At 71.2% G+C, this 26595-nt stretch carries 21 protein-coding genes and 1 pseudogene; 6 read left to right on the top strand and 16 right to left on the bottom strand.

All coding sequences use genetic code 11. From position 1 onward, the window contains the following. Positions 1 to 653 precede the first annotated feature (653 nt). The 4 genes from tal to pgl all read left to right on the top strand — a co-directional run bounded on the left by tal (position 654) and on the right by pgl (position 5326). On the top strand, positions 654 to 1769 hold the full coding sequence (gene tal / locus AC08OT_RS03205) for a transaldolase (RefSeq protein ID WP_476594362.1): 1116 nt from the start codon (positions 654 to 656) through the stop codon (positions 1767 to 1769). Between the two features lie 130 nt (positions 1770 to 1899). Next, complete coding sequence (zwf, locus tag AC08OT_RS03200) at positions 1900 to 3432, top strand: glucose-6-phosphate dehydrogenase (protein WP_476594363.1); 1533 nt, start codon at positions 1900 to 1902, stop codon at positions 3430 to 3432. Positions 3433 to 3452: 20 nt separating this feature from the next. Beyond that, positions 3453 to 4532 (top strand): glucose-6-phosphate dehydrogenase assembly protein OpcA, encoded by a 1080-nt coding sequence (locus tag AC08OT_RS03195; RefSeq protein ID WP_476602519.1) that lies wholly within the window; start codon positions 3453 to 3455, stop codon positions 4530 to 4532. Next, positions 4529 to 5326 carry a 6-phosphogluconolactonase gene (gene pgl, locus AC08OT_RS03190; RefSeq protein ID WP_476594360.1) on the top strand — a complete coding sequence of 266 codons (798 nt, stop codon included), beginning with the start codon at positions 4529 to 4531 and terminating at the stop codon, positions 5324 to 5326. The genes AC08OT_RS03195 and pgl overlap by 4 nt, the downstream gene beginning before the upstream one ends. A gap of 98 nt (positions 5327 to 5424) precedes the next feature. Here pgl and AC08OT_RS03185 read toward each other — a convergent pair whose 3' ends face one another. The 13 genes from AC08OT_RS03185 to uvrC form a co-directional block, all read right to left on the bottom strand. Continuing rightward, complete coding sequence (locus tag AC08OT_RS03185; protein WP_476594359.1) at positions 5425 to 5814, bottom strand: SHOCT domain-containing protein; 390 nt, start codon at positions 5812 to 5814, stop codon at positions 5425 to 5427. A 111-nt stretch (positions 5815 to 5925) separates the two neighbouring features. Then, a complete protein-coding gene (locus AC08OT_RS03180) occupies positions 5926 to 7578 on the bottom strand; it encodes a serine/threonine-protein kinase (RefSeq protein ID WP_476594954.1) in 1653 nt (550 codons plus the stop codon). 87 nt (positions 7579 to 7665) lie between these two features. Continuing rightward, positions 7666 to 8001 (bottom strand): RNA polymerase-binding protein RbpA, encoded by a 336-nt coding sequence (locus tag AC08OT_RS03175; protein ID WP_011436081.1) that lies wholly within the window; start codon positions 7999 to 8001, stop codon positions 7666 to 7668. Positions 8002 to 8258: 257 nt separating this feature from the next. Beyond that, entirely contained in the window at positions 8259 to 10028 is a 1770-nt protein-coding gene (locus AC08OT_RS03170) for an ABC transporter substrate-binding protein (RefSeq protein WP_476591653.1), read from the bottom strand. Positions 10029 to 10102: 74 nt separating this feature from the next. Then, positions 10103 to 10333, bottom strand: coding sequence for a preprotein translocase subunit SecG (gene secG, locus AC08OT_RS03165; protein WP_462187980.1), 231 nt, complete (start codon positions 10331 to 10333; stop codon positions 10103 to 10105). Further along, positions 10334 to 10543 carry an oligopeptide/dipeptide ABC transporter ATP-binding protein gene (locus AC08OT_RS03160; RefSeq protein ID WP_476594957.1) on the bottom strand — a complete coding sequence of 70 codons (210 nt, stop codon included), beginning with the start codon at positions 10541 to 10543 and terminating at the stop codon, positions 10334 to 10336. Positions 10544 to 10602: 59 nt separating this feature from the next. Continuing rightward, positions 10603 to 11529, bottom strand: coding sequence for a triose-phosphate isomerase (gene tpiA, locus AC08OT_RS03155; RefSeq protein WP_476591648.1), 927 nt, complete (start codon positions 11527 to 11529; stop codon positions 10603 to 10605). A 33-nt stretch (positions 11530 to 11562) separates the two neighbouring features. Then, positions 11563 to 12765: a phosphoglycerate kinase gene (locus AC08OT_RS03150; protein ID WP_476591647.1), complete on the bottom strand. Its 1203-nt coding sequence runs from the start codon at positions 12763 to 12765 to the stop codon at positions 11563 to 11565. 183 nt (positions 12766 to 12948) lie between these two features. Then, a complete protein-coding gene (gene gap, locus AC08OT_RS03145) occupies positions 12949 to 13956 on the bottom strand; it encodes a type I glyceraldehyde-3-phosphate dehydrogenase (RefSeq protein ID WP_476591646.1) in 1008 nt (335 codons plus the stop codon). Positions 13957 to 14404: 448 nt separating this feature from the next. Next, positions 14405 to 15391, bottom strand: coding sequence for a DNA-binding protein WhiA (whiA, locus tag AC08OT_RS03140; protein WP_476591645.1), 987 nt, complete (start codon positions 15389 to 15391; stop codon positions 14405 to 14407). A 5-nt stretch (positions 15392 to 15396) separates the two neighbouring features. Continuing rightward, positions 15397 to 16479, bottom strand: a complete 1083-nt coding sequence (locus tag AC08OT_RS03135) for a gluconeogenesis factor YvcK family protein (protein WP_476591644.1) — start codon at positions 16477 to 16479, stop codon at positions 15397 to 15399. A gap of 7 nt (positions 16480 to 16486) precedes the next feature. Further along, positions 16487 to 17356 (bottom strand): RNase adapter RapZ, encoded by an 870-nt coding sequence (rapZ, locus tag AC08OT_RS03130; RefSeq protein ID WP_462186159.1) that lies wholly within the window; start codon positions 17354 to 17356, stop codon positions 16487 to 16489. Continuing rightward, the gene (gene uvrC, locus AC08OT_RS03125; protein WP_476591643.1) at positions 17353 to 19464 is read right to left on the bottom strand and encodes an excinuclease ABC subunit UvrC; all 2112 of its coding nucleotides are present in this window, start codon (positions 19462 to 19464) and stop codon (positions 17353 to 17355) included. Before uvrC ends, rapZ begins: the two co-directional genes overlap by 4 nt. A gap of 250 nt (positions 19465 to 19714) precedes the next feature. Here uvrC and AC08OT_RS03120 point away from each other — a divergent pair, with 250 nt between their 5' ends. Continuing rightward, complete coding sequence (locus AC08OT_RS03120; RefSeq protein ID WP_476591642.1) at positions 19715 to 20128, top strand: SsgA family sporulation/cell division regulator; 414 nt, start codon at positions 19715 to 19717, stop codon at positions 20126 to 20128. Here the strand turns inward: AC08OT_RS03120 and uvrA are convergent. Then, complete coding sequence (gene uvrA, locus AC08OT_RS03115; RefSeq protein ID WP_476602518.1) at positions 20071 to 23010, bottom strand: excinuclease ABC subunit UvrA; 2940 nt, start codon at positions 23008 to 23010, stop codon at positions 20071 to 20073. The genes AC08OT_RS03120 and uvrA overlap by 58 nt on opposite strands. A 244-nt stretch (positions 23011 to 23254) precedes the next feature. On the opposite strand from uvrA, the pseudogene AC08OT_RS03110 reads away from it, so the two are divergent. Continuing rightward, positions 23255 to 23954 (top strand): annotated as a pseudogene (locus tag AC08OT_RS03110) (MBL fold metallo-hydrolase). Positions 23955 to 24119: 165 nt separating this feature from the next. On the opposite strand, the gene AC08OT_RS03105 reads toward AC08OT_RS03110, so the two are convergent. Both AC08OT_RS03105 and AC08OT_RS03100 read right to left on the bottom strand, forming a co-directional pair. Further along, positions 24120 to 25079, bottom strand: coding sequence for a glycosyltransferase family 2 protein (locus AC08OT_RS03105; RefSeq protein ID WP_476591639.1), 960 nt, complete (start codon positions 25077 to 25079; stop codon positions 24120 to 24122). Between the two features lie 528 nt (positions 25080 to 25607). Further along, complete coding sequence (locus AC08OT_RS03100; RefSeq protein ID WP_476591638.1) at positions 25608 to 26594, bottom strand: TerC family protein; 987 nt, start codon at positions 26592 to 26594, stop codon at positions 25608 to 25610. Position 26595 lies beyond the last annotated feature (1 nt).

Raw genomic sequence — 26595 nt, 5'->3', positions numbered from 1 at the left:
GCGGGGGCGGGCGGGCCGCCAACCCCCGGCGCCGGTGCGGGAACACCGGGCGGCTCGAGCGCCGGCGCCGGTGCGGTCGTTGGCTTGGAGGCGCCCGCCCGCCCCGGTCCGCGGGCGGGGACATGCCGGCGACGAAGGACGGCCTCGGTAGACAGAGCGACCTCGCGATCGGCGGGATCGACGGGCGACCCACGCAGGACGGTGCCCCGAAAGTCGGAGCGGGCGGTGTTCTACGACGTGTCGGAGTTTAGCCGCCGCGGCGCTGCGTACGCGCGTCGACCGCGCCCGGACCCCCGCCGCCGCCCTGCGTCCTCTCTCACAACCGCGCCACGCGGCCCCCCGGGCGGCGGCGACCGACATGTATTGGCGTGGGGCATCGGACAGCGACGGTGGGTATGACGCATGGACGGCGGGCATCGGGCATGAACCACAGGGACCGGGATTCCACTCGTCGTGCGCGTTGTTCTCCCAACCGCCACCCGACTGTCACGGGGATCCGCAGACTGGGATCAGACTGGAAACAGCCTGGGATGGAGCCGGCCCCAGAGGGTAGTGCCCTGAAGGGGGTGCGCCCATCGGAGGACAGCTTGGAGACGAGGACAGCTTGGAGACATGGTGAGGACGCCACCGCCCGCGGAGAGGAAGTCAGCCCGATGAGCAATCCCCTGTCCGAGCTCTCAGCCGCCGGAGTGGCGGTCTGGCTGGACGACATCAGCCGGGACCGCCTACGCACCGGCAACCTCGCCCACCTGGTCGAGAACCGCAGCGTCGTCGGCGTGACGAGCAACCCGACCATCTTCCAGAAGGCGATCAGTTCGAGCGACCTGTACGACGAGCAGCTGCACGACCTGGCGATCCGCGGCGTGGACGTCGGCGAGGCCGTCCGGGCCATCACGGCCGCCGACGTGCGCGACGCCTGCGACGTGCTGCGCGGCGTCTACGACGCCAGCGGCGGCGTCGACGGCCGGGTGTCCCTGGAGGTCGATCCCCGGCTCGCCCACGAGGCCGAGCGCACGCTCGCCGAGGCGCCTGCCCTGTGGTGGCTGGTCGACCGGCCCAACCTGTTCATCAAGATTCCCGCCACCCGGGCCGGCCTCTCGGCGATCACCGAGACGCTCGCCCAGGGCATCAGCGTGAACGTGACACTGATCTTCGGACTCGACCGGTACGACGCCGTGATCGACGCGTTCATGACCGGTCTGGAGAAGGCCCTGGCCGCGGGGCGCGACATCACCGACCTGGCCTCGGTCGCGTCGTTCTTCGTCAGCCGGGTGGACACCGAGGTCGACCAGCGGCTGGAGAAGATCGGCACTCCGGAGGCGAAGGCGCTGCGCGGCCGGGCCGCCGTCGCCAACGCCCGGCTGGCCTTCGAGCGGTACGAGAAGGCGTTCGCCACTCCCCGCTGGGCGGCCCTGGCCGCGGCGGGCGCGAAGCCCCAACGCCCATTGTGGGCGTCGACGTCCACCAAGGACCCATCCCTGCCGGACACGATCTACGTCACCGAGCTGATCGCGCCCGGAACCGTCAACACGATGCCGGAGGCAACCCTGGAGGCGTTCGCCGACCACGGGTCGGTGACGGGCGAGACGATCCGCCCCCGCTACGAGGAGGCCCACGAGGTGTTCGCCCAGCTCACGGCCGTCGGAATCGATCTCGACGACGTGATCGAGACCCTGGAGAGCCAGGGCGTACAGAAGTTCGAGGACTCGTGGACCCAGCTGCTGGACACCATCGCGGCGCACCTGGGCTCACCCGGTTCGTCCGCGTAAGGCCTGGCGCCGGCCGTGGCCGTGGCGGTCGCCACGGCCATGATGATCGTCTCAGCGTCGTTCATGGACACCCGACGGTCCCCGGTGAAACAACCTCGGAGAGACCACAAGCAGAATGAAGGGGGAACGGGTGGCGCCCACGGTGAGTACCAACCCGCTGCGGGACCCACGTGACCGCAGACTGCCGCGCCTGCCGGACGCGAGCGCCCTGGTGGTGTTCGGCGCTACCGGCGACCTGGCCCGCAAGAAGCTGATCCCCGCCGTCTACGACCTGGCCCACCGCGGCCTGCTGCCGCCGGGTTTCGTCCTGCTCGGGTTCGCCCGCCGGGACTGGCCCGACGAGGACTTCGCCGAGTTCGCCCGGCAGGCCGCCGAGAAGGGCGCCCGCACCCCCTTCCATGCAGAGGTCTGGGACCGGCTGGCGGGCTCCGTGCGGTTCCTGCCGGGGTCCTTCGACGACGACGCCGCGTTCGACCGGCTCGCCCGGGCACTGGAAAGCCTGGAGCACTCCCACGGTATCCGTGGCAACGCGGCGTTCTACCTGTCGATCCCGCCGTTGGCCTTCCCGGTCGTGCTCAAGCAGATGCAGCGCACCGGGCTCTCCTCGGCCGCTGGTTCGGGCGGCTGGCGCCGGGTCGTCGTCGAGAAACCGTTCGGTCACGACCTGGAGTCGGCCCGGCAGCTCAACGCGCTCGTCGACGACGTCTTCACCCCGTCCGGGGTGTTCCGCATCGACCACTACCTGGGCAAGGAGACGGTCCAGAACCTCTTCGCGCTGCGCTTCGCCAACACGCTGTTCGAACCGATCTGGAACTCCCAGTTCGTCGACTCGGTGCAGATCACCATGGCCGAGGACGTCGGGATCGGCACCCGGGCCGGCTTCTACGACGAGACGGGCGCCGCCCGGGACGTGCTCCAGAACCACCTTTTGCAGCTGCTCGCCCTGACCGCGATGGAGGAGCCGGTCAGCTTCGGCGCGGAGACCATCCGCACCGAGAAGCTGAAGGTGCTCCGCGCGGTGTCGTTGCCCACGGACCTCACCCGCTACGCGGTACGGGGGCAGTACGAGCAGGGCTGGCTCGCCGGGGAGCGGGTCCCGGGCTACCTCGACGAACAGGACATCCCCGCGCAGTCGCGGACGGAGACCTTCTCGGCGGTGCGCTTCGGCATCGAGACGCGCCGGTGGGCCGGGGTGCCGTTCTACCTGCGGACTGGCAAGCGGCTGCCACGGCGGGTCACCGAGATCGCCATCTTCTTCAAGAAGGCGCCGCACCTGCCGTTCGACGAGACCGCCACCACCGAGCTCGGCAACAACCAACTGGTCATCCGGGTGCAGCCCGACGAGGGGGTCACGCTCAAGTTCGGCTCCAAGGTCCCCGGCTCGGCGATGGAGGTCCGGGACGTCGCGATGGACTTCCTGTTCGGTGAGGCGTTCACCGAGGCGCTGCCGGAGGCCTACGAACGGCTGATCCTCGACGTGCTGCTCGGCGACGCGACGCTGTTCCCGAACAACGCGGAGGTCGAGGAGTCCTGGCGGATCGTCGATCCGCTAGAGCGGCACTGGGCGGGCACCACCCCGCACCGCTACCGGGCCGGCACCTGGGGCCCGGCAGCCGCCGACGAGATGCTCGCCCACGACGGTCGCCGGTGGCGGCGGCCATGACCATGGATTAGGAGCCCCTCGTGACCACATTGTGGGACACCACCGGTTCTGAGGTGGTCAAGGCCCTCTCCGCCGAACGACGGGCGGCCGGAGCCCTGGCCTTCGGCTTGGCGCTGACCCTCGTCGTCGTCGTTGACGAAAAGCACGTCAGCGCCGCCGAGGGCGCGGCGACGCTGGCGGCCTCCGCCCATCCGTGCCGGCTACTGATCGTCGTCCGCCGGCAGGTCAACGTGCCGCATCCCCGGCTCGACGCCGAGGTCTCGATCGGCGGTCGGCTCGGCCCGGGCGAGGCGGTCGTGATGCGGATGTCCGGCCGGTTGGCGCTGCACGCGGAATCGGTCGTGCTTCCCCTGCTCGCACCGGACGCCCCGGTGGTCACCTGGTGGCACGACGAGCCGCCGACCCGGATCGCCTACGACCCGCTCGGCGTGTTCGCCGACCGGCGGGTCACCGACGTCACTGCCAGCCCGGACCCGCTGTCGGCGCTGTTCCAGCGGGCCGCGGACTTCGCCCCCGGCGACACGGACCTGTCCTGGACCAGGCTGTCGCCCTGGCGCACCCTGCTCGCTGCCGCCTTCGACGCGGTGGTCAGCGAGCGGCCGGACTCAGCCGTCATCACCGCCGGCCGGGCCGATCCGAGCGCCCAGCTGTTCGCCGGCTGGCTCCAGAACAGGCTCGCCGTCCCGGTGACGGTCGACGAAACGGGTGGCCGGCCCGGTATCACGGCGGTCGCCGTCGCCCTCAACGGGGACCGGCTGGCCGTCTCCCGCACCGACTCCCAGTCGGCGATGATCTCCCGCACCGGGTACCCGGACCGGGTACTGCCCCTGTCCGACCGGGGCGTCGGGGACCTGCTCGCCGAGGAGCTGCGCCGGCTCGACGACGACGCCGTCTACGCCGAGGCCCTGGGTACCTGGAGCGGCCTGCCGAACCTGACCAGGCGCTCGCCGCACCGAGAGCACATCTGGCGGGACCCGATGGACCAGACCGTGGGCGCCACGGACGCCTTGGCCGCCAGCACCGTGACGTCGAGCGCCGCGGCCCCGGGCACCGCCCCGACGAGTGCCTCGAACAACGAACGGGCGGCGGGTGGCGCATGACGGCCAAGCCGGAGCTCGTCCTCCATCGTGACGCCGGGGTGCTGGCCAGGGCCGCCGCGGCCCGTCTGATCACCCGGCTGGTGGACGCCCAGACGGCCCGCGGGGAGGCCTCACTCGTCCTGACCGGCGGTGGCATCGGCATCGCCCTGCTGCGGGCGGTGCGATCGAACCCGGCTCTCGACGCGGTGGACTGGAGCAAGGTCGACATCTGGTGGGGCGACGAGCGGTTCGTCGCGGCCGGCTCGCCCGACCGCAACGAGCGGCAGGCGCGGGAGGCGCTGCTCGATCACATCCCGGTGGATCCCAAACGGATCTTCCCGATGGGCCATCTGGCGGCTCCGACCGCGGGCGGTGACGTCGAGGGACGAGCCGCGGCCTCCGGCTATGCCGACCCGGAGTCCGCCGCGGTGGAGTACGCCGCGCTGCTGGCCACCCGTGCCGTCACCGGATCGGCGGTGCCGAGCTTCGACGTGGTGCTCCTCGGGCTCGGCCCGGAGGGCCATGTCGCCTCGCTGTTCCCGGGCTCCCCCGCGGTCGTCGCGACCGAGCCGGTGGTGGCCGTGCATGACTGCCCCAAGCCACCGCCGGAACGCGTCACACTGACCCTGCCGGCCATCCAGTCCGCCCACGAGGTCTGGGTGATCGTCGCCGGGGAGGAGAAGGCCGATGCGGTCGCGGCGTCGTTCTCCGGAGCGGGACCGATCACGATCCCGGCGACGGGAGCGGTCGGCCGCGACCGCAGCCTGTGGCTCGCCGACCGGGCCGCCGCCTCCCGGCTGCCCGGCTGGCAGTGACGCGGTCCGCGGACGACCTGTCCCGTAGACCTGTCCCGTGGGCCCGGTACGCGTGCCGGGCCCACGGGACGGCACCGGCGGATCAGGTCAGGATCTTGTCAGGTCAAGATCTTGGTCTTGCCCCGCTCGAACTCGGCCTCGCTGATAATCCCCCGGTCTCGCAGGTGCGCGAGCTTGCCAAGTTCGTCGGCGTCGCTCGTCGTCCTGGCGGCCTCCTGGAGGTAGGCGCGCCAGGCCTGTTCGTCGCGCTGCGCCGCGGCGCGGCTGCGCTCGTGCATGCTGCCACCCCGCACGATCAGGTAGGCGATCACGCCAAGCCAGGGCAGCACCACGATCGCGACCGTCCAGGCGGCCTTCGCCCATCCGGACAGATCCTGGCTGCGGAACACGTCCATGATCACGACAAACAGCAGCCACAGCCACAGGATGAAAGCAAAAAACCACAGCATATAGAGGAAGACGCTGAGCAGCGGAAAATCGGGATCCACGGAGTACCTCCTGTCCACGCCGTGGTCGGGTGGTGGCCTGGGCGGGCCACGGTCGTCCCGGCGTCCTGGGGCCCCGGTTCCGGCCCGGACCCGGTTTCTGACCCGGTCCGTTCATACCCGCGCCGGGCCGTCCCGCCGTCGCGCCGCCTCACCCGCCGGGGGTGGACCGCCCAGCGCACTCACCCGCTCACCCGACAGCCCGCTCACCCGGCGGTCCGGCCAGCCGGCGGCCCCGGTCAGCCTGGGGGCACGGGGGACGATGGGGACACGGGGGGCGCCGAGCGGCGCATGGTCGCCTGCCCCGCCGAGCTGATCTCGGTCGCCGGATACGAGCAGTCGAGCGTGCCGTCGCCGTGGAGCACGAGGTCCAGCCAGGTGGCGGCGAAGCACAACGCCCCGACCCGGGTGAGACGTTCCTCGAGCCGGACCGAGGCGCCGGACACCGCCCGCAGCACGAGCTCGCCGGCGCATCCACTCTCCGGGTAGGCACTCGTGCCGATCACCTCGCCGATCCGGCCGCCCCGCAGCACCAGCTCGGCGTTGAAGTGCACGAACGCCTGCGTCACCGATCCGCTCCAGCTGCCGATCATGCCCGGGGGCAGCGCCTCGCCAGCCTCGGCACCCGGTTGCGACCCGACCCCCGCCGGATCCCGCGTGGCGACCGTCGGCGGCGAGGCGCGACGCCGGTCGCCGTCGTCGCCGCTGCCGTCCGCGCCGAACAGCTGGTACGCCCCGGCGGCCACGGCGGCGAGCAGCACCAGGACGATCATCGCCCCGGCCATCAGCCGGGGTGCCCGCCACGGCCGGGCCCATCCGACCGCACCGGTGGGCCGCGCCGTCCCTGGCCACGCCGGCGGGAACGGCACGGGTCGCGACCCGGTCCGGCGCCGGGGACAGCGGGGACGGCGGGGATACCGGGGCGGAATCGGCCGGGTGGGACGCGGCCCAGGTCAGCAACGCCTGCGCTCCCTCCGCGCGCAGCCGGCTCGCCGGGTTCTTGGCCAGCAGCCCGGCGATCGCTGCCGACAGCCTGCCGCCCCGGAGGAAGGGTGGCGGATCGGCGTGCAGCACGGCGCCGATAGTGGTGAGCAGCGTGTCGCGCTGGAACGGTGAGACCCCCTCGACGGCAAAGTAGAGGGTGGCTCCGAGGGCGAACAGGTCGCCGGCCAGGGTCGCGGGGCCGCCGAGGAGGCGCTCGGGCGCCATGTAGGCGGGCGTCCCGCCGCTGCCGACGCCGCCGGTGAGGGTCGGGTCGGCGGCGTGGGTGGCGATGCCGAAGTCGGTCAGCAGCACCCGGCCGTCGTCGGCCAGCAGGATGTTCGATGGTTTGACGTCCCGGTGCAGCACGCCCATCTGCTGGCCCGCGACCAAGGCGTCGAGGACCGCGAGCCCGACCTGGATGGCACGCTCGGGCGGCAGGGGACCGTCCCGGTTGACCGTCGTGGCGAGTGTGCCGGCCCGGACCAGCTCCATCACGATCCACGGCAGGCCGTCGTGTTCCACGGCGTCATGGACGGTGACCACGTGCGGGTTCCCCCGCAGCCGGGCGGCGTTGCGGGCCTCACGCATCGCCGTCTCCACTCCGGCGGCACGCTCGTCGTCGTCGAGGTCGGCGGAGACCCGGATCTCCTTGATCGCCACCTCGACCCGGAGCACATCGTCGTGGGCCCGCCACACGGTGCCCATCCCACCGGAGCCAATCCGTTCGACGAGCCGGTACCGCCCGGCGACGATCCGGCCGATGCCGACATCATCCACAGTCACAGGGGCATCCTCGGCGGCGGCGCAACGGCGGCAGCCCGTTCCCGGCGGCGACCGTCGGCCGCTGCCGGGAACGGGCCCGGGCCCGGGCTAGGAGGCGCCCCGAAGCTTGGCGAGCGCCTCGGCGAGGATCGCCTCGCCGTCCTTCTCGTTCCGTCGTTCCCGCACGTAGGCGAGATGGGTCTTGTACGGCTCGGTGCGCGGCGGGGCGGGGGTGTTGTCCCGATCCCGTCCCGCCGGAAAACCACAGCTCGGACAATCCCACGTGTCGGGGATCGCCGCGTCCGCGGCGAACGACGGTCTCGTCTCGTGCGCGTTGGCGCACCAGAAGGAGATACGTTGCCGGGGCGCGGTCTCACCCCGTTCCGCCTCTCCCATCGGTCCTGCCCCGACCCGGCTCCCCCGGATGGCATTGCCACCTGCCACGGCCCGCGTGCTCCTTCGTCTCGTCCCATGGGTGGTAGCACGGAAACCGTGCCTGCCGATTCCGCGGCCTCGAGCGCCGCGGAACCTCGTACCCGGTTCCGTAAACCTGACGTTCCCGGCACTTTTCCCCGGGTGTTCCTCCGGGTACGTCCTGGGGGGAGTGTAGGCCGCGAGAGCCACACATGGATGCACCGACCACCCCCGCTTGGTTACCCCTGGCGTTACCCTCAGCGGGAGGAGCGTGTTCAGGTCGGGTGTCATCCGGACCCCAGCGAGACCGCGGTCGGATCGGCGGTGCCGACCGACGGCACGATCGTGAACGCGGTGACGTTCGTACTATGGAACTGCGGGGTGTGCACGACGGCCAGCGGGATTACCGCGACCTGCTCGACCACCGTGTGCTCCAGGTCGGCCCAGTCGCTCGCGGCGGTCGCCTCGCTGGTGGCCCGCAGCGCCGTGGCGAGCAGATGCAGGGCGCCCGGATCCCGGTAGCCGCCGTCGGCCGGCCTGGGGCCGGCCCACGTCTCGTCCAGCAATGGCTGGAAGACGGTGCGGCCCGCGTCGCCGTACCAGTCCGGGGCGATGGTGGTGAGCGCCAGGTCCCAGAACTGCCCGGTGGGGTGGACGGCGGCCGCACGGTAGCGCTCGCCGGTCCGGATCCGGATGTCGAGGCGGATGCCGGAACGGGCGAAGGCGGTCCGCAATGCCTCAGCGGCCGCCACGTCGGTGGCGCTGTCCGTGGTGAGCAGGGACAGCGCCGTGACGGGCCCGCCGGGGGTGTGGCTCAGCGCCTCCCGGCAACGGGCCGCGTCGCCGAGTCCCGCCGGGCTCGGGAAGGGATCCGCGTCGGTGTAGCCGGTCATCGTCTCCTGCAGCAACCCGGTGGCGGCAGCGGCGAACTCGGGGTCGCCGAGCGCCGCCGCGAGGCTCACCCGGTCAATGCAGTAGGGCAGCGCCCGGCGGACCGGCAGCTCACGCAGCGCGGCCGCGGAGGGCCCGTTGAATCCGACGGTGAGCGCCAGGGTGACCCCGACCCCGTCGACCACGAGACGGGGGTCATTCGCCCTGGCGAGCTCCACGGCCCGGCTGTCGGGGATCTTCCCATCGAGCGACATGTCCGCGTCGCCGCTCTCCAGCTCCTGCTGCATGGCCTCCGGACTCAGGCCGTCGAAGATCGTTATATGGTCGGGCAGGGCGCGGCGGATCCCGTCCGAGGATGCGCTCCAGGATGGGCTGCGCGACAGCCGGTACCCCTCGCCGGGAGCGACCGTGAACCGGTACGGCCCGGCCGACACCAGGTTGTGCAGGTACTCCGGCGAGTCCGGCGGGTAGGCCAGGGCCTCCAGCGGCACCGGGGAGGCCGCCGGTAGCGCCAGCACGTCCACGAAGTCGTTCACCGGGGCCAGTAGATGGAACGCGAGCGTGTCGTCGCCGACGATCTCGATGCCCTCCACGGTGCTGCTCTCGACGAAGGCCGCGGCGTCGGCAACCGGGATCGCCGCCAGCTGGGCACAGAACTCCCGGAATCCGACGATGGTCGCCGTGAAGTAGCCGCGCAGCGGTGACGGGTTCGGGGGCGTGCACAGTCGCTTGATGCCGCGGGCGACGTCGTTGGCAGTGATCCGGCGCTGGTTGGGGGTGTCCCAGCGCGCCGCGGGACGCAGCCGCACCGTGTAGACTAGCCCGTTCTCGGTGACGACCGGCGCGCCGACGGCGAGGTCCGGCCGCGGGATGGTCGACTTCGTCGTGTCCTCGTCGGAGGGATAGCTGAACAGCTGGCGGGTCACGAGCCGGCTGACCGCCCGCTCGCCGGGCTGGTCGGCCCAGCCGGGATCGCCGCTGGGCATCCACTGGGTGACGATCCGCAGCGTGCCGCCCGGCTTGTCGGGCGGAGGGGGCGTGGCGGTCGCCACCGGGGTGGGACTGGCGGCGAGCTCACGCGATCCGCCCCCCGAGCCGCCGCCGCTGCAGGCGGTCACCGTGGCGGTCAGGACCGTGGCGAGCAGAACCGTGGCGAGCACGGACAGGGGGCGGGGCAGCCGGCCTCCACGGCCGCGACCACTCCCGCGGCCGGGACCAGGGCGCGGGCCGAACTGGGCGTTCAATTCTTCAGCAGCAGACCGAGACCGACGATGCAGGTGAACCAGATGATCCCAACCACGATGGTCAACCGGTCGAGGTTCTTCTCCACGACCGAGGACCCACCCAGCGACGAGGACACGCCGCCGCCGAACAGGGTGGACAGCCCGCCTCCCTTGGCCCGGTGCAACAGCACAAGCATGATCATCAGAATACTCGCGACAATCAGGGCGATCGACAGACCGATCGTCATCTAGACCAGCTCCCGCTCCTCGGGGAAGTGGCAGGCCACCCGGTGCCCAGGCCGAACCTCCGACAAGGGCGGTTCCACTGTCCTACACACCTCCTCGGCCTTCCAGCAACGTGGGTGGAACCGGCACGCCTCGAGGGGATCGGGCGGGCCGGGCACGTCGCCACGCAACAGTATCCGCTCCCACCGACGGTGCTTCGCCTGGTCCGGCACCGGGACGGCCGGCGGCAGGGCGAGTGCGCGGCAGGGCGAGTACACAGACGCGTCCGCCGTCAGGCCGGCGGCCCGCTGCGCACGATGCCGACGAACTCCTCGGCGACCAGGCTCGCCCCGCCGACCAGCCCGCCGTCCACATCCGGCATGGTGAACAGCTCGCCGGCGTTCGCCGCCTTCACCGAGCCGCCGTAGAGGACACGGGTCCCAGCGGCAATCTCATCGCCGTACTGCCTGGCCAGCTGGCCGCGGACCGCCGCGCACATGTCCTGGGCGTCCTGCGCGGAGGCGGTGCGGCCGGTGCCGATCGCCCACACCGGCTCGTAGGCGATGACGATCGTCGCGGCCTGCTCGGCGGTGATGCCAGCCAGCGACTGCTCGAGCTGACGCAGCACGTGCTCAACATGGGTGCCGGCGGCCCGGATCTCCTCGGGCTCCCCCACGCACAGGATGGGGGTGAGCCCCACGGAGAAGGCCGCCTTCGCCTTGGCCGCCACCAGCGCGTCGTCCTCGTGGTGGTCGGCCCGGCGCTCGGAGTGCCCGACGACGACGTAGTCGCAGCCGAGCTTGGCCAGCATCGCCCCGCTGATATCACCGGTGTGCGCACCCGACGCGTACGGGGAGAGGTCCTGCCCCCCGTAGGCGATGGCGAGCTTGTCTCCGTCCACCAGGGTCTGCACGCTGCGCAGATCGGTGAACGGTGGGAGAACGACGACCTCGACGGTCTCCAGCTCGGCGGGCTTGAGATCGAAGGCGATCTTCTGCACCAGCGCGATCGCCTCGAGGTGATTGAGGTTCATCTTCCAGTTGCCGACCACCAGCGCCCGTCGGCCGGTGCCCTTGACGCCGACGGCGCCCTTCGAGCCGGCAGCGCCCTTCGCCGATCTGTCCTTGCCCACGCCGTCCTCGTCCTTCCCGGATCCCCTGTTCTTCCCGGATCCCCTGTCGGAACCTCGCTCAGATCTTCCCCGGCCCAGCAGTGCCATCAGCCGGCCCCGGCGCCGGGCATCCCGCGGAAGTCAGACATCGAGGGCCGCGAGCCCGGGCAGCGTCTTGCCCTCCAGGTATTCCAGGCTCGCGCCGCCGCCGGTCGAGATGTGGCTGAAGGCATCCTCCGGGATGCCGAGCGTGCGGACCGCCGCGGCGGAGTCTCCGCCACCCACGACGGAGAACCCCTTGCCGGCGGCGACCGCCTCGGCCACCCCCCGGGTGCCCGCGGCGAACGGCGCGAGCTCGAACACGCCCATCGGCCCGTTCCAGAAGACCGTAGCCGCTCCGGCCAGCCGCGCGGCGAACAGCTCCGTCGACGCCGGGCCGATGTCGAGCCCGAGCCAGCCGGCGGGGATGGCGCCGGCCGCGACGACGGCGGTGTCCGCGTCGGCGGCGAACCTGTCCGCGACGACGACGTCGGTCGGCAGCACGATCCGCTCCCCGCCCTCGGCGAGCAACTCCTTGCACGTCTCGATCATCTCGGTCTCCAGCAGCGACCCGCCGACCCCGTGACCGAGCGCCGCCAGGAAGGTGAAGCACATCCCTCCGCCGACGAGCAACGTGTCGACCTTGGGCAGCAGCGCGCGGATCACGCCGAGCTTGTCGGACACCTTGGACCCGCCGAGCACGACACTGTAGGGACGCGCCGGGTCGCTGCTGAGCCGGCGGAGCACCTCCAGCTCGGTGAGCACGAGCCGGCCCGCGGCGTGCGGCAGCCGCTTCGGGACGTCGGCGACGCTGGCGTGGGCCCGGTGGACCGCGCCGAAGGCGTCCCCGACGTAGAACTCGGCGAGCGCCGACAACTCGTCGGCGAAGGCCGCGCGAATCGCCGCGTCCTTGCTGGTCTCCCCGGCGGCGAAGCGCAGGTTCTCCAGCAGCGCCACCTCGCCGTCCCCGAGCCCGGCGATCACCTCGCGGGCATGCGCACCGGCGATGTCACCGCTGCCGTCGCCGGCGAACGCCACCGGCCGGCCCAGCAGCTCGGCGAGCCGACCCGCCACCGGCTCCAGGGAGTACTTCGGGTCCGGTTCGCCCTTCGGCCGGCCCAGGTGCGAGCTCACGACCACCCGGGCGCCCCGGTCCAGCAGTGCGGCGATGGTCGGGACGCTGGCGCGGACCCGGCCGTCGTCGGTGATGCGCGGGGTGTCACCGGAACGGTCCAACGGCACGTTCAGGTCGCTGCGGACCAGCACCCGGTGCCCGGCGACCTGCAGGTCGTCGATCGTCCTCACGCTTCGTTACTCCATCGGGGAGAGAAATTGTCGAGGAAGGGCCGGAGGGGATCCTCTCCGGGCAAGGATCCCCTCCGGCCCGGTCGGGAGGAACGGCCGGGGAGGACCGGCGCCGCCCGACGGGTTTCGCCGGCCGGCGGCGTGCGGGCCCAGCGGCGTGCGGGCCTAGAGCGGCGCGCGGGCCTAGAGGCGCGCGGCGACCAGCGCGGTCAGGTCGACCAGCCGGTTGGAGTAGCCCCACTCATTGTCGTACCAGCCGACGATCTTCACCTGATTGCCGGCGGACATCGTCAGCAGCGAGTCGAACGTGCAGGACGCCGGGGTGTTGACGATGTCGGAGGAGACGATCGGGTCCTCGGTGTAGACAAGGTAGCCCTTCAGCGGGCCCTCCGCTGCCGCCTTGAACGCCGCGTTGACCTCTTCCTTGCTGGCCTTCTTGTCCAGGGTGGCCACCAGGTCGGTGACCGAGCCGTCGAGGACCGGTACCCGCATCGCCAGCCCGTCGAGCTTGCCCTTGAGGTGGGGCAGGACCAGCGCGGTGGCCTTCGCCGCACCCGTGGTGGTCGGGATGATGTTCTGCGCCGCCGCCCGCGCCCGCCGCAGGTCCGAGTGCGGGAAGTCCAGGATGACCTGGTCGTTGGTGTAGGCGTGGATGGTGGTCATCAGCCCCTGGCTGATGCCGAAGGCCTCGTCGAGCACCTTCGCCATCGGCGCGACGCAGTTCGTCGTGCAGGAAGCGTTGGACAGGATGTGGTGCCTGGCCGGGTCGTAGGCGTCGTCGTTCACGCCTATCACCACGGTGATGTCCTCGTCCTTGGCCGGCGCCGAGATGATGACCTTCTTGGCGCCTGCCTGCAGATGCTTGCCCGCGTCCGCCGCCTTGGTGAAGCGGCCGGTGGACTCGATGACAACGTCCACACCCAGATCGGCCCAGGGCAGCGCCGCCGGGTCGCGCTCGGCCAGCACCTTGATCACGGTGTCACCGACGCGGATACCCTCGTCGACGACACTGACCGCAGCAGGATGCGTACCCAGCGTGGTGTCGTACTTGAGCAGATGCGCAAGAGTCTTGTTGTCGGTCAGGTCGTTGACCGCGACGATCTCGAGATCGTTCCGGTTGCTCGCCGCGAGCGCCCGCCAGCAGTTACGACCGATTCGCCCGAAGCCGTTGACACCCACCCGCGTAGCCACGTCCAGGACTCCCTACCGTCTTGTCTCGTCGTTTCGATAGTCACGCCGTCGTTCCGTCGCGACGTCGTCGTTCGGTTGTGACGTTCTCGTTCATGTGGCACTGTCATTCATGTGGCGCTGTCAAGGCAGGAGCCTAACGAGTTTGCACATCATCGGCGGGAATCCGAACCGTGCGATGCTGGTCTCCTCACACGATGCGGGCACGCCCCACCCGGAAACTACATCCCATCCCATCACATCGCTGCGCTGCCGCACCGCCGGTGCGCCTCCGCAGGGCCGGGGGCCGGGCAGATTCCGTGGGCCTGCGCTGACGCCGGCCGAACCGGCCAGGCGGGCGCCCCACGGGCAGACCCCACCCCGAAGAGCCATCCGATCCCGATGGTGCTACTGGGCCAGTTTTCCACATTACAGGTATGAAATGTCTGGGTACGACCTGGGCCGCTGTCGCTCAGGCGTTCTCAAGGAGATCCGGGGAGACGCTCGCCTCGGTGTTGGGGATACCGAGCGCGTTGGCCCTCTTGTCGGCGAGCGCCAACAGCCGGCGGATCCGGCCGGCGACCGCATCCTTGGTCAGCGGCGGGTCCGCGAGCGCGCCCAGTTCCTCCAGGGAGGCCTGCGCGTGATCGAGGCGCAACCGGCCGGCCGCCAGCAGGTGCTCCGGGGCGTCGTCGCCGAGGATGCGCATCGCGGCCTGCACCCGGGCGCCGGCGGCCACCGCGGCCCGGGCGGAGCGGCGCAGGTTGGCGTCGTCGAAGTTCGCCAGCCGGTTGGCCGTCGCCCGGACCTCCCGGCGCATCCGCCGTTCCTCCCAGGCGAGCAGGCTGTCATGCGCACCGATCCTGGTCAGCAGCGCGCCGATCGCGTCGCCGTCGCGGATGACGACACGGTCGACGCCGCGCACGTCCCGGCTCTTGGCCTGGACCCCCAGCCGGCGCGCCGCGCCGACCAGGGCCAGCGCGGCCTCCGGACCGGGCGAGGTCACCTCCAGCGAGCAGGACCGACCCGGCTCAGTCAGCGAACCGTGGGCGAGGAACGCGCCCCGCCAGGCCGCCGCGGCGTCACAGGCGGAGCCCGTGACCACCTGCGGCGGCAGCCCGCGCACCGGGCGGCCACGCTGGTCGAGCAGGCCGGTGGACCGCGCGAGCTGCTCGCCATCCCGCTCGACGCGCACGATGTAGCGCACCGAGCGGCGCAGCCCACCGGCGGCCAGCACGGCCACCGTCGAGGGGAAGCCGAAGACCTCGGCGATCTCGCGACGCAACCGGCGGGCGGTCGCGCCGGTATCGAGTTCCGCCTCGACCACGATGCGACCACCGACGATGTGCAGCCCCCCACCGAAGCGCAGCAGGGCTGCCATCTCGGCCCGCCGGCAACAGGGCTTCGCGACCCGCAGCCGGCTCAGTTCGTCCTTGACGGTGGCCGTCATCGCCGCCACACCGATCACTCCTTGGCTTCACCGGATGGGGTCCGGCGGACCGGTCCGCCGGACGATGAGTACTGCGTGACCGGGCGCCGGGACGCGGGCGCCGGGCAGGTCGCCTCCGGGAGTCCCGCGAACACCGCGCGGAAGGCCGCGGCGAGCCGGACCGGGTCGTGCACGGGCGCGCCAGGGATCCGCACCGGCGCCAGATGGAGCCGGGCGCCGACGTCCGCCGCCGCCCGGGCGAGCAGGTCGGGGTCGGGCACCGCTGTCGGATCGGCGATCACCACGTCCAGCCGCAGGCCGGGAACGTGCCGGCCGAGGGAGTGGAGATAGGCCTGGGGGGTGTATCCCTCGGTCTCCCCCGGCTGGGCGGCCAGGTTCAACACCATCACCCGGTTCGCCCGGGACGTCGCAATCGCCCGGTTCATCCCAGGAACCAACAGATGCGGCAGCGTGCTCGTGTAGTGCGATCCCGGCCCAAGGATGATCCAGTCGGCCGCGCCCGCCGCGGCCACCGCCTCCGGACAGGCCGGCGGTGCCGCCGGCGACAGCCGGACACCCACGACCCGTCCACCGGTCGTGGCCACCGCGGCCTGCCCGCGCACCTCGACCTCGGCGGTGGGCGCCCCCGGATCCAGCCCCACGACGTCGGCGACGATGTCGATGCCCCTAGTCGACAGCGGCAGCACCCGCCCCCGCAGGCCGAGGAGGGCGGCGGCCAGGTCGAGCGCGGCCACCGGTGATCCGGTGCGCTCGGCGAGCGCGGTGAGCACGAGGTTGCCGACCGCGTGCCCGGCGAGCGGCCCGTCGCCGCCGAACCGGTGCTGGAACACGCCCGCCCAGGTGGTCGACCATCCGTCCGGTCCGGCCAGCGCGGCCAGGGCCATTCGTAGATCGCCCATGGGCAGCGCACCGAGCTCCGCGCGCAGCCGCCCGGAGGATCCACCATCGTCACCGACGGTCACCACGGCGGTAAGCGCCGAGGTGATCTGCCGGAGCGCGGCGAGCGAGGCGGCGAGCCCGTGGCCGCCGCCGAAGGCGACGACCGCCGGTGCCCGGTCCGGACCGTCGGAGCGCGCGGCTACGCCATTGAGGTTCACGGATGGTTCACTCCCGTCCCAGGTCACGGTGCACCACCCGGACCCCCACGCCGCCCGCGGCGAGCCGGGTGCCGAGCTGCTCGGCGATCGCGACGCTACGGTGCTTGCCGCCGGTGCACCCGACGGCCAGCGTGAGATACCGCTTGCCCTCGCGGGCGTAGCCCTCGCCGACCAGGCGGAGCAGCGCCGCGTACTGGTCGAGGAAGTCCTGCGCTCCCGGCTGGGCCAGCACATAGTCGCGCACCTGCGGATCGCGGCCGGTGAACGGGCGCAGCGCCTCCACCCAGTGCGGGTTGGGCAGGAACCGGCAGTCGGCGACGAGATCCGCATCCAGCGGAAGTCCGTACTTGTACCCGAACGACACCACCGTGGCGTTGAGCCGGTTGGCGTTCGGCTGCCCGAACGCGGCGTCGATCTTCGACCGCAGCTCATGGACGTTCAGGTCGGTGGTGTCGAGGACCAGGTCAGCCTCGCCGCGCAGCTCGGCGAGCAGAATCCGTTCCCGGCTGATGCCGTCGACCACCCGCTCGTCGCGCTGCAGCGGATGCGGGCGGCGGACGTGCTCGAACCGGCGGATCAGCGCATCGTCGCTGGCCTCGAGGAACAGCATCCGGGGATGCATGCCCCGCGCGTCGAGTGCCGCGATCGCGGCGCGCAGATCAGAGAAGAACGGCCGGCCCCGCACGTCCACCACGACGGCGATGCGGCTGACCGTCCCACCAGAACGACGGCCCAGCTCAGCCATGGTGGACAGCAGCTCCGGGGGAAGGTTGTCGACGACGAACCAGCCCAGGTCCTCCAGGCACTTCGCCGCGGTGCTGCGCCCGGCGCCGGACAGCCCGGTGATGATCGCCAAATCCAGGGTCGGGGTGGTCATGAGACGGTCTCCGCGTCGAGGATCTCTCCGGTGTGCGGGTCGACGACGGGGGCGGGCGCGTCAGCGCGGCCCGGCGCCGACCGGGCCAGCGCGGTGACGATCGCCGCCGCCGTCCGCGGGCCGATGCCGGACACCTGCGCGATCTGCTCGGCGCTCGCCGCCCGTACCTTCGCCACCGAACCGAAGTAGCGCAGCAGGGCCTTGCGCCGGGTGTCACCCAGGCCGGGGACCTCGTCGAGGGCGGAGGCCACCATGGCCGTGGACCGCTTCTGCCGGTGGTAGGCGATGGCGAAGCGGTGTGCCTCGTCGCGTACCCGTTGCAGCAGGTAGAGCGCCTCGGACGTCCGCGGGAGGATGACCGGGTCCGCGGTGCCCGGCAGCCAGACCTCCTCCAGCCGCTTCGCCAGCCCGCACAGCGCCACCCCGCCGGGGCCGGCGTCGATGCCGAGCTCGTCGAGCGCCCGGGCCGCCGCGGCCACCTGGGGCGCCCCGCCGTCCACCACGACGAGGTTCGGCGGGTAGGCGAACCGGCGCGGCCGCCCGGTCCCCGGATCGATCGGCTGCGCGGCATCCGGCGCGTCGGCGATGTCGGCGATGTCGGCAAGCTCGCCGACGCGGGACCGCTCGGCGAGGTAGCGCGAGAACCTCCGGTGGATGGTCTCGTACATGCTCGCCACGTCGTCCCCGGCAGCCCCGTCCCGGCCGGCACCCTCCCGGCCGGCGATGCCGCGGATCGCGAACCTGCGGTACTCGGACTTGCGCGGCAGTCCGTCCTCGAACACGACCATGCTCGCCGCGACGTTCGTGCCCTGGGTGTTCGAGACGTCGAAGCACTCGATGCGCAGCGGCGCGTCGGGCAGCTCCAAGGCCTCCTGAAGCTCGGCGAGGGCACGGCTGCGGGCGGTGAGGTCACTGGCCCGCTTCGTCCGGTGCAGCGCGAACGCCTGCTTGGCGTTGCGCTCCACCGTCTCGAGCAAGGTGCGCTTGTCCCCGCGGCGGGGCACGCGGACCTCGACGCGGCTGCCCCGGGCCGCGCCGAGCAGTTCGGTGACCGCCTCGACGCCGGGCGGCAGGGCGGGAACCAGGATCTCGCGGGGGATGCCCTCCCCCTGGGATCCCGCGGTGGTCGTGGGCACCGTCGAACCAGCGGTCCCGGTCGAGGCCGCTCCCGTGCCGTCGAGGTACTCCTGGGTGAGGAACTGCTCGACGAGGTCCGCGGTCGTGACCTCGTCGAGCTTGTCGACGACCCAGCCCCGCTGGCCGCGTACCCGCCCGCCACGCACGTAGAACACCGCGACGGCGGCCTCCAGCTCGTCCTCGGCGAAGGCGATGACGTCGGCGTCGGTGCCGTCGGGCAGGACCACGGCCTGCTTCTCGACCGCACGGCGCAGGGCACCGATGTCGTCGCGCAGCCGCGCGGCGCGTTCGTACTCCTGGGCCTGCGCCGCCTGCTGCATCTCCCGTTCGAGCCGACGCAGGTAACGGCCCGCCTGCCCGGACATGAAGTCGCAGAAATCCTCGACGATCTCCCGGTGGGTGGCCGCGTCGACCCGTCCCACGCAGGGTGCCGAGCACCGGTCGATGTACCCGAGCAGGCACGGCCGTCCGACCTGCGCGGCCCGTTTGAAGACCCCGCCCGAGCACGTGCGGGCGGGGAAGACCCGCAGGAGCAGATCGAGGGTCTCCCGGATGGCCCAGGCATGCGCATACGGGCCGAAGTACCGGACACCCTTGCGCTTGGGTCCCCGCATAACCTGCAGGCGCGGGAACTCCTCGTGGAGGGTCACGGCGAGACTCGGGTAGCTCTTGTCGTCGCGGTAGCGGACGTTGAAGCGCGGGTCGAACTCCTTGATCCACGTGTACTCAAGCTGGAGGGCCTCGACCTCGGTCGAGACAACGGTCCAGTCGACCGAGCTCGCCGAGGAGACCATGTGCTGCGTGCGCGGATGGAGGGTGTGCAACTCGGCGAAGTAGTTGGCCAGCCGGGCCCGCAGGTTCTTGGCCTTGCCGACATAGAGCACGCGACCGTGCTCGTCACGGAAACGATAGACACCGGGTGTCTCGGGGATCGAGCCCGGGGCGGGCCGGTAGAACGCCGGATCAGCCATGAAGCGAGCCTACGGCGACCTTCATCCCGAGCAAGCAGCACCTGCACGTAACCATTTCATCACGCATAGCGTGCGGGCTTGGCAGCGGGTTCCCTCCGATGGTGGCGGTAGGGTGACGAGCGGCGACGGCCACCCGGCAGTGTCGTGACCGATTACACACCTTCCGCTGTTTCGGGAGCCCCCGCTGGCGTCCGGGGCGGAGGGCTGCGACCCTCGACACATCGGGCAAGCGAACCGAGGGAGCCAGCGCGTGCTTGGTAAGGACGTCACGGCGGAGTTCGTCGTGGACGACGCGTCCAGCCGTGGGCGGATCACCGTGTTCCAGATCTGCTGGGGCGCCCGCGACCCGTTGGCTGTGTCCATGACGCTGGTGTCCAGGCCGGAACATCCCGCGCTGCCGCAGGGCAGCTGGGTCGCACCACGCGACACCCTGCGGGCCGGCCTGGAGACGGCGGTGGGCGACGGGGACGTCCGGATCGGTCCCGACGCGGATCGGCGCGGCGTGCGGCTCGACCTGATGCACGGCGACCACCGGTCCGTGGTGGTGGTCGCGGCGTCGTCGCTGCGCAGCTTCCTGGACCGCACCGAGCGACTTGTCCCGACCGGTCAGGAGCACACCGAACAGGAGCTGGACGCCGTCCTCGCGGACCTGCTGCAGACCTGAGAAGCCTGAGAAGGCGGGACCGGTCCCACCTCGGCGACCCGATCACCGAGGATCTCCCGGAGGAAGACCGCGGTGTGGCTCTCCTCGACCGCCGCCACGGCCTCGGGCGGCCCCTGCGCGACGACCCGGCCGCCTCCCGTGCCCCCCTCCGGCCCCAAGTCAATGATCCAGTCCGCCGTCTTGATGACATCGAGGTTGTGCTCGATCACGATGACCGTGTTCCCGGCGTCGACCAGCCGGCCGAGCACGCCGAGCAGCTTGCGGATGTCCTCGAAGTGCAGACCGGTCGTCGGCTCGTCGAGCACGTAGACCGTCCGGCCGGTGGAGCGCCGCTGCAGCTCCGAGGCGAGCTTGACCCGCTGCGCCTCGCCGCCGGACAGGGTCGGCGCCGACTGGCCGAGCCGGACGTACCCCAGGCCAACGTCGTTCAGCGTCCGCAGGTGCCGGGCGATGGCCGGCACCGCGGCGAAGAACTCCGCCGCCTCCTCGATCGGCATGTCGAGCACCTCGGCGATGTTCCTGCCCTTGTAGTGCACCTCCAGCGTCTCCCGGTTGTACCGATCGCCGTGGCAGACCTCGCACGGCACGTACACGTCCGGCAGGAAGTTCATCTCGATCTTGAGGGTGCCGTCACCGGAACACGCCTCGCACCGCCCGCCCTTGACGTTGAACGAGAACCGGCCCGGCAGATAGCCGCGGACCTTCGCCTCAGTCGTCTCGGCGGACAGCCGGCGGATGTGGTCGAACACGCCGGTGTAGGTGGCGGGGTTGGACCGCGGCGTGCGTCCGATCGGGGACTGGTCAACCCGGACCGCCTTGTCGAGATGGTCGAGCCCGCTGACGGTGCGGTGCCGGCCCGGCACCTCCCGGGCGCCGTTGAGCTTGTTCGCCAGGACGGCGGCGAGGATGTCGTTGACGAGGGTGGACTTCCCCGAGCCCGACACCCCGGTGACGGCCACGAAACAGCCCAGCGGGAACGACACGGTGATGTCGCGCAGGTTGTGCTCCCGGGCCCCGTGCACGGTCAGTGCCCGGCCCTTGGTCGGCACCCGGCGGATGTCGGGCACCGGGATCCGGCGCCGCCCGGACAGGTAGGCGCCGGTCATCGACTCCTCGCTGGCGAGCAGCTTCTCGACCGGCCCGGAGACGACGACCCGACCGCCGTGCTCGCCGGCGCCGGGGCCGATGTCGACCACCCAGTCGGAGGCGCGGATCGTGTCCTCGTCGTGCTCGACGACGATGAGCGTGTTGCCCAGGTCGCGCAGCCGCAGCAGGGTCTGGATGAGCCGGCGGTTGTCCCGCTGGTGCAGGCCGATCGACGGCTCGTCGAGCACGTACAGCACCCCGACGAGCCCGGAACCGATCTGGGTGGCCAGCCGGATGCGCTGTGCCTCGCCGCCCGCCAGAGTGCCGGAGGCCCGGTCGAGGGAGAGGTAGTCCAGCCCCACGTCCAGCAGGAACGTCAGCCGCGCGTCGACCTCCTTGAGCACCCGGCCGGCGATGGCCCGCTCCCGTTCGGTGAGGTCGAGCCCGCGCAGGAACACGGCGCACTCACCGATCGCCATACCCGAAACCTCGGCGATCGACCGACCGCCCAGCGTCACCGCAAGTGACTCCGACTTCAGCCGCGCGCCGCGGCAGGCCGGGCAGGGGACATCGCGCATGTAGCCCTCGTACCGCTCCCGGCTGCTGTCCGACTCGGCCTCGCGGTGCCGGCGGCCCAGGAAGCCGATCACGCCCTCGAAGGAGGTGTAGTAGGAACGCTTGCGGCCGTAGCGGTTGGTGTAGCCGACGTGGATCTCGGTGTCGCCGCTGCCATACAGCACGGCCTTGCGGGCCCGCTCGGGCAGCCCCTCCCACGGGGTGTCCATCTTGAAGCTGAGGTCCTCGGCAAGGGCCGTGAGCAACCGTTCGAAGTACTCCTTGTTGTGGCCGCCCGACCAGGGGGCCACCGCGCCCTGCGCCAGCGACAGGGTGGGGTCGGGCACGACGAGCTCCGGGTCGACCTCCTTGCGGGTCCCGATCCCGGTGCACTCGGGGCAGGCACCGTATGGCGAGTTGAACGAGAACGACCGCGGCTCCAGCTCCTCAAAGGAGAGGTCGTCGTAGAGGCAGGCCAGATGCTCGGAGTACATCCGCTCGCGCTCAGGGTCGTCGGCGTCGCGGTCGACGAAGTCGATCAGGACGAGCCCGCCGCCTAGCTTCAGGGCCGTCTCCACCGAGTCGGTGAGCCGCCGCTTCGCCGACGGCTTGATCGCGAGCCGGTCGACGACGACCTCGATCGTATGCTTGCGCTGCTTCTCCATCTTCGGCGGATCGGTGAGCGGCACCACCGTGCCGTCGACGCGGGCCCGCGCGAACCCGGAGCTCTGCAGCTCGGCGAACAGGTCGACATACTCGCCCTTGCGGCCACGCACCACCGGGGCCAGCACCTGGAAGCGGGTGCCCTCGGGCAGCTCCAGCAGCCGGTCGACGATCTGCTGCGGGGTCTGCCGGGAGATCAGCCGCCCGCACTTCGGGCAGTGCGGGCGGCCGGCGCGGGCGAAGAGCAGCCGCAGGTAGTCGTAGACCTCGGTGATCGTGCCGACGGTGGACCGCGGGTTGCGCGAGGTCGACTTCTGATCGATGGAGACGGCCGGGGACAGCCCCTCGATGAAGTCGACGTCGGGCTTGTCCATCTGCCCAAAAAACTGCCGAGCATAGGCTGACAGCGACTCCACGTAGCGCCGCTGCCCCTCGGCGAAGATTGTGTCGAAGGCGAGGCTGGACTTGCCGGACCCGGACATACCGGTGAAGACGATCAGCCCGTCGCGGGGCAGGTCGAGGTCGACGTCACGGAGATTGTGTTCACGCGCGCCACGCACGACAAGACGATCGGCCATCGACAAACCCTCATGATCTTCAGTAAGACCGGACCTGGGCGAGTGTGGCCATGCTACGGATGAGGACCGACACTTTTCCGGGGGCGGTCACCTACCACCAGCCGGACGAATCCGTCGAATCCGGTAGAGACCTCGGAGGCGTCAGAGGCATCAGATCTCCCGGTGCCACCTGACGGACCGTAACGACCGGCAGCTATCCCCTACTCCCGTCCCATCCGCGCCATCCGCTCCGGAGAGGATCACCATGAGCGACGCCGACGGCGGCGACACCAGCCGCACCGGCTACACCGGCTACACCGGGAAAGTCACGGTCGGCGGTCCGGCCGACGTACGGACCCTGCCAGGCCTGTCGATCACCAAGATCGCCGTCGGCCCGATGAACAATAACGCCTACCTGCTGCGCTGCCCGGTCACCGGGGAGCAGCTGCTCGTCGACGCGGCAAACGAGGCCGACACGCTGCTGCGGCTCGTCGGGGACGCGGGGCTGGCGACGGTGGTCACCAGCCATCAGCACGATGATCATGTGCAGGCCCTCGCAGATGTGGTCACCACCACCGGGGCCAGCACGGTCGCCCATCCGGACGACGCCCCGGCCATTCCGGTGCCCACCGCGCGGCAGGTGCGCGACGGAGACGAGGTCGCCGTCGGGACGGCCACCCTTCGGGTGATCCACCTGGTCGGGCACACACCCGGATCCATCGCCCTGCTCTACGAGGCCGATCCCGCCGCCCCCCCACCTCTTCACCGGAGACTGCCTGTTCCCTGGCGGCCCTGGAAACACGTTCGGTGACGAACAGGCCTTTACGACGCTGATGGACGGCCTCGAACGCAAGATCTTCGGCCCACTGCCGGACACCACCTGGATCTACCCGGGCCACGGACACGACACCACCCTCGGCGCCGAACGCCCGCACCTGGCGGAATGGCGCACCCGCGGCTGGTGACGGCGGCGGTGAGGCCGGCTCCGGTATGGCGAGCTCGGCCTCGACGCGCTCACGCCACGGATGCGCTCAGTCCGTTGAGACCTCCTCCGGAACGAGGTGATGCTGACGCTGTGCCTACTGTCCGGGGAAGCCGTCGGCAAGATCACCGATCGGATCATCCTGCCGCTACTGCGGCGTCCGCGGTACCGGGCGGAGATGGCCGAGACGCAGCCGCGTCTCGGCCGGGACGGCGCGCCACCGTGAGCTGACCGCGGGCTCCCAGCCTGGCCGGGCCAGCCCGCTCACCAGCCCGGAGAGGATCCGGACCGCGCGCAACGCGTCATGCGACCGGCCCACGGCCAATTTGCGCGCGGCGAGGACGGTCAGCTGGGCCGCGTGCACCGCGGTCCACGACCGGCCCACGTCGTGACGGTGCCGCCGGGCATAGGTGGCGGCCGACCGGCCGAGTTCGGCGTACAGCAGCCCGGACCGCCCGACGGTCTCCCCGCCCACATGTACGACCGGCCAGGCGTCGTCCGCCCAGACGATGCGCCCGCCCGCGGCGTGCAACCGGGCGAACAGATCCGTCTCCTCGTAGTACATCCAGTACGACGGGTCGAATCCGCCCAGCCGTAGGAAAATCTCCGAACGGACGGCGAAGAAGGCGCCGACCGGATAGCGCAGTTCCGGCCACCTCTCCACCGCGGCGATCTCGCCCCGTACCGCCGTGTAAGCGTTCGTCCGCGGGCGCGGCAGGACGGCACTCGCCCGCCCCCGCTCGCCCGCCATGCCGCGGATCGGGAAGCCGACCACGTCGGCGGACGACGCGGCCCAGGCGAGCAGCTTCGGGATCATCGTCGCGGTGTCGGCAGGGACCGTCACGTCACTGTTGACCACCAGGATCCACTCCGGCCGCAGCCCGTCCTCCACGGCACGGCGGACAGCGAGGTTCACCGCGGTACCGTATCCGACGTTCCCGTGCCCCTGGACCGCGCGCACACCGTCCGGCAACGCATCATGCCGGGATTTCCCGTCATTCTCCACCAGAAATACCCGGCATTCCTCCATGGCATCCAGTGTGGTCAGCAACCGGTACAGAGACGTCGATCCCCCGTGAGAAACGACGACCGCCAACAGCCTGTGCATCATCCGCCTTCGGCTAGTGCGCCCGCAACGAGCTGCGAAACTTCGGGAAGAATCGGCGAGGAAGGACCACAGCTCACACCGAACGAGTACACACGATCGGCCCTGGAACGTCGAGTATTCCCGCCCGCGCGTCTCCTCGCCCGCGTCAGAGAGATACGTCCCGGCGGCTGGACGTGCACCGATGTACCGCAGTACCCGCCGGAACCAGCATAACCGCTGAGCCAGGGCTGTCCGGCATCCTCGTTCCCGGCGCGTCGCGACACCATTCCTCGATATGTTTCCGGACGCGCGGCGAACCGGGCCCGGTTCGTCACCCGCCTGACGTCACGGGCGGCCCGCCTCCGGGTGAACAGTCGCACTTTCCCGACCAGACCACGGCCCTTGCGCCGATCATGCTCACCGAGGGCCAGGCCACGGCGAGCGCCGTGGCGCTGGCCACCGCCCCGGACGGTCCGCTCACCCGGGACGGGGCGACGGCGTTAGAGAAGCCGCTCGACGTGACGACCCCGCCGGCCCATCGCCCGCTGATCATCGGGGCGCCGCCTGGGAGCCTTCGGCCACGGACCGCGGCTCGGCCACCCCCTCCGGCTCGGCCACGGACCGCGGGGCCGGCGGGGTGGTACGCAGCGACCAGACGATGGCCACGATCAATGTCACCGCGATGACGCCGAGCGACAGCGCGATCGGCGGGTGCCACACGTCGGTGAGCAACATCTTCACGCCGATGAAGGCCAGGATGAACGCGAGCCCCGTCGCCAGGTGGTGGAAACGATCCATCAGACCGGAGAGCAGGAAGAACAACGACCGCAGCCCCAGGATGGCCAGGGCGTTGCTCGTGTAGACCAGGAACACCTTGTCGGTCACACCGAGCGCAGCGGGCACCGAGTCGAACGCGAACAGGACGTCGGCGGTCTCGATCATGACGAGGACGGCCAGTAGCGGCGTGGCGACCAGCTTCCCGGCACGCCGAAACACGAAACGCTGCCCCTGATAGTCGTCGGTGACCGGAATGACCTTGCGCAGCAGCGCGACCGCCCTGCTCCGGCCCGGATCCATCTCGACGCCGTTGCCCCGGAGCATCGTGACTGCCGTGTAGAGCAGAAAAGCCCCGAAGACGTAGATGACAAAGCTGAAGCGTTCGAGCAGCGCGATACCGGCCGCGATGAACAGGAAACGGAGCACGAGCGCTCCCAGCACACCGTAGAACAGGACGCGGTGCTGGTAGGCGCGAGGCACCTTGAAATAAGAGAAGATCAGCGCGAAGACGAAGAGGTTGTCGACGGACAGGCTCTTCTCCAGCAGCCACGCGGCGGCGTACTCGCCGGCGGGCCCCGGGCCCTGCCAGGCCCAGATGACACCGGCGAATCCGATGCCCAGCGAGACCCACAGAACGCTCCACCACGCGGCCTCGCGAAAGCCGATGACGTGAGCCCGACGATGTGCCAGCAGGTCGATGGTCAGGAGTGTGAGCAGGACGCCGACGAAGGCGGCCCAGGCCCAGGGGGGCACGTACACA

The organism is Frankia sp. CgJB1 (assembly GCF_977947065.1).
The sequence above is the reverse complement of the archived record's forward strand: the minus strand, read 5'-3'. Positions and strand labels throughout refer to the sequence as shown.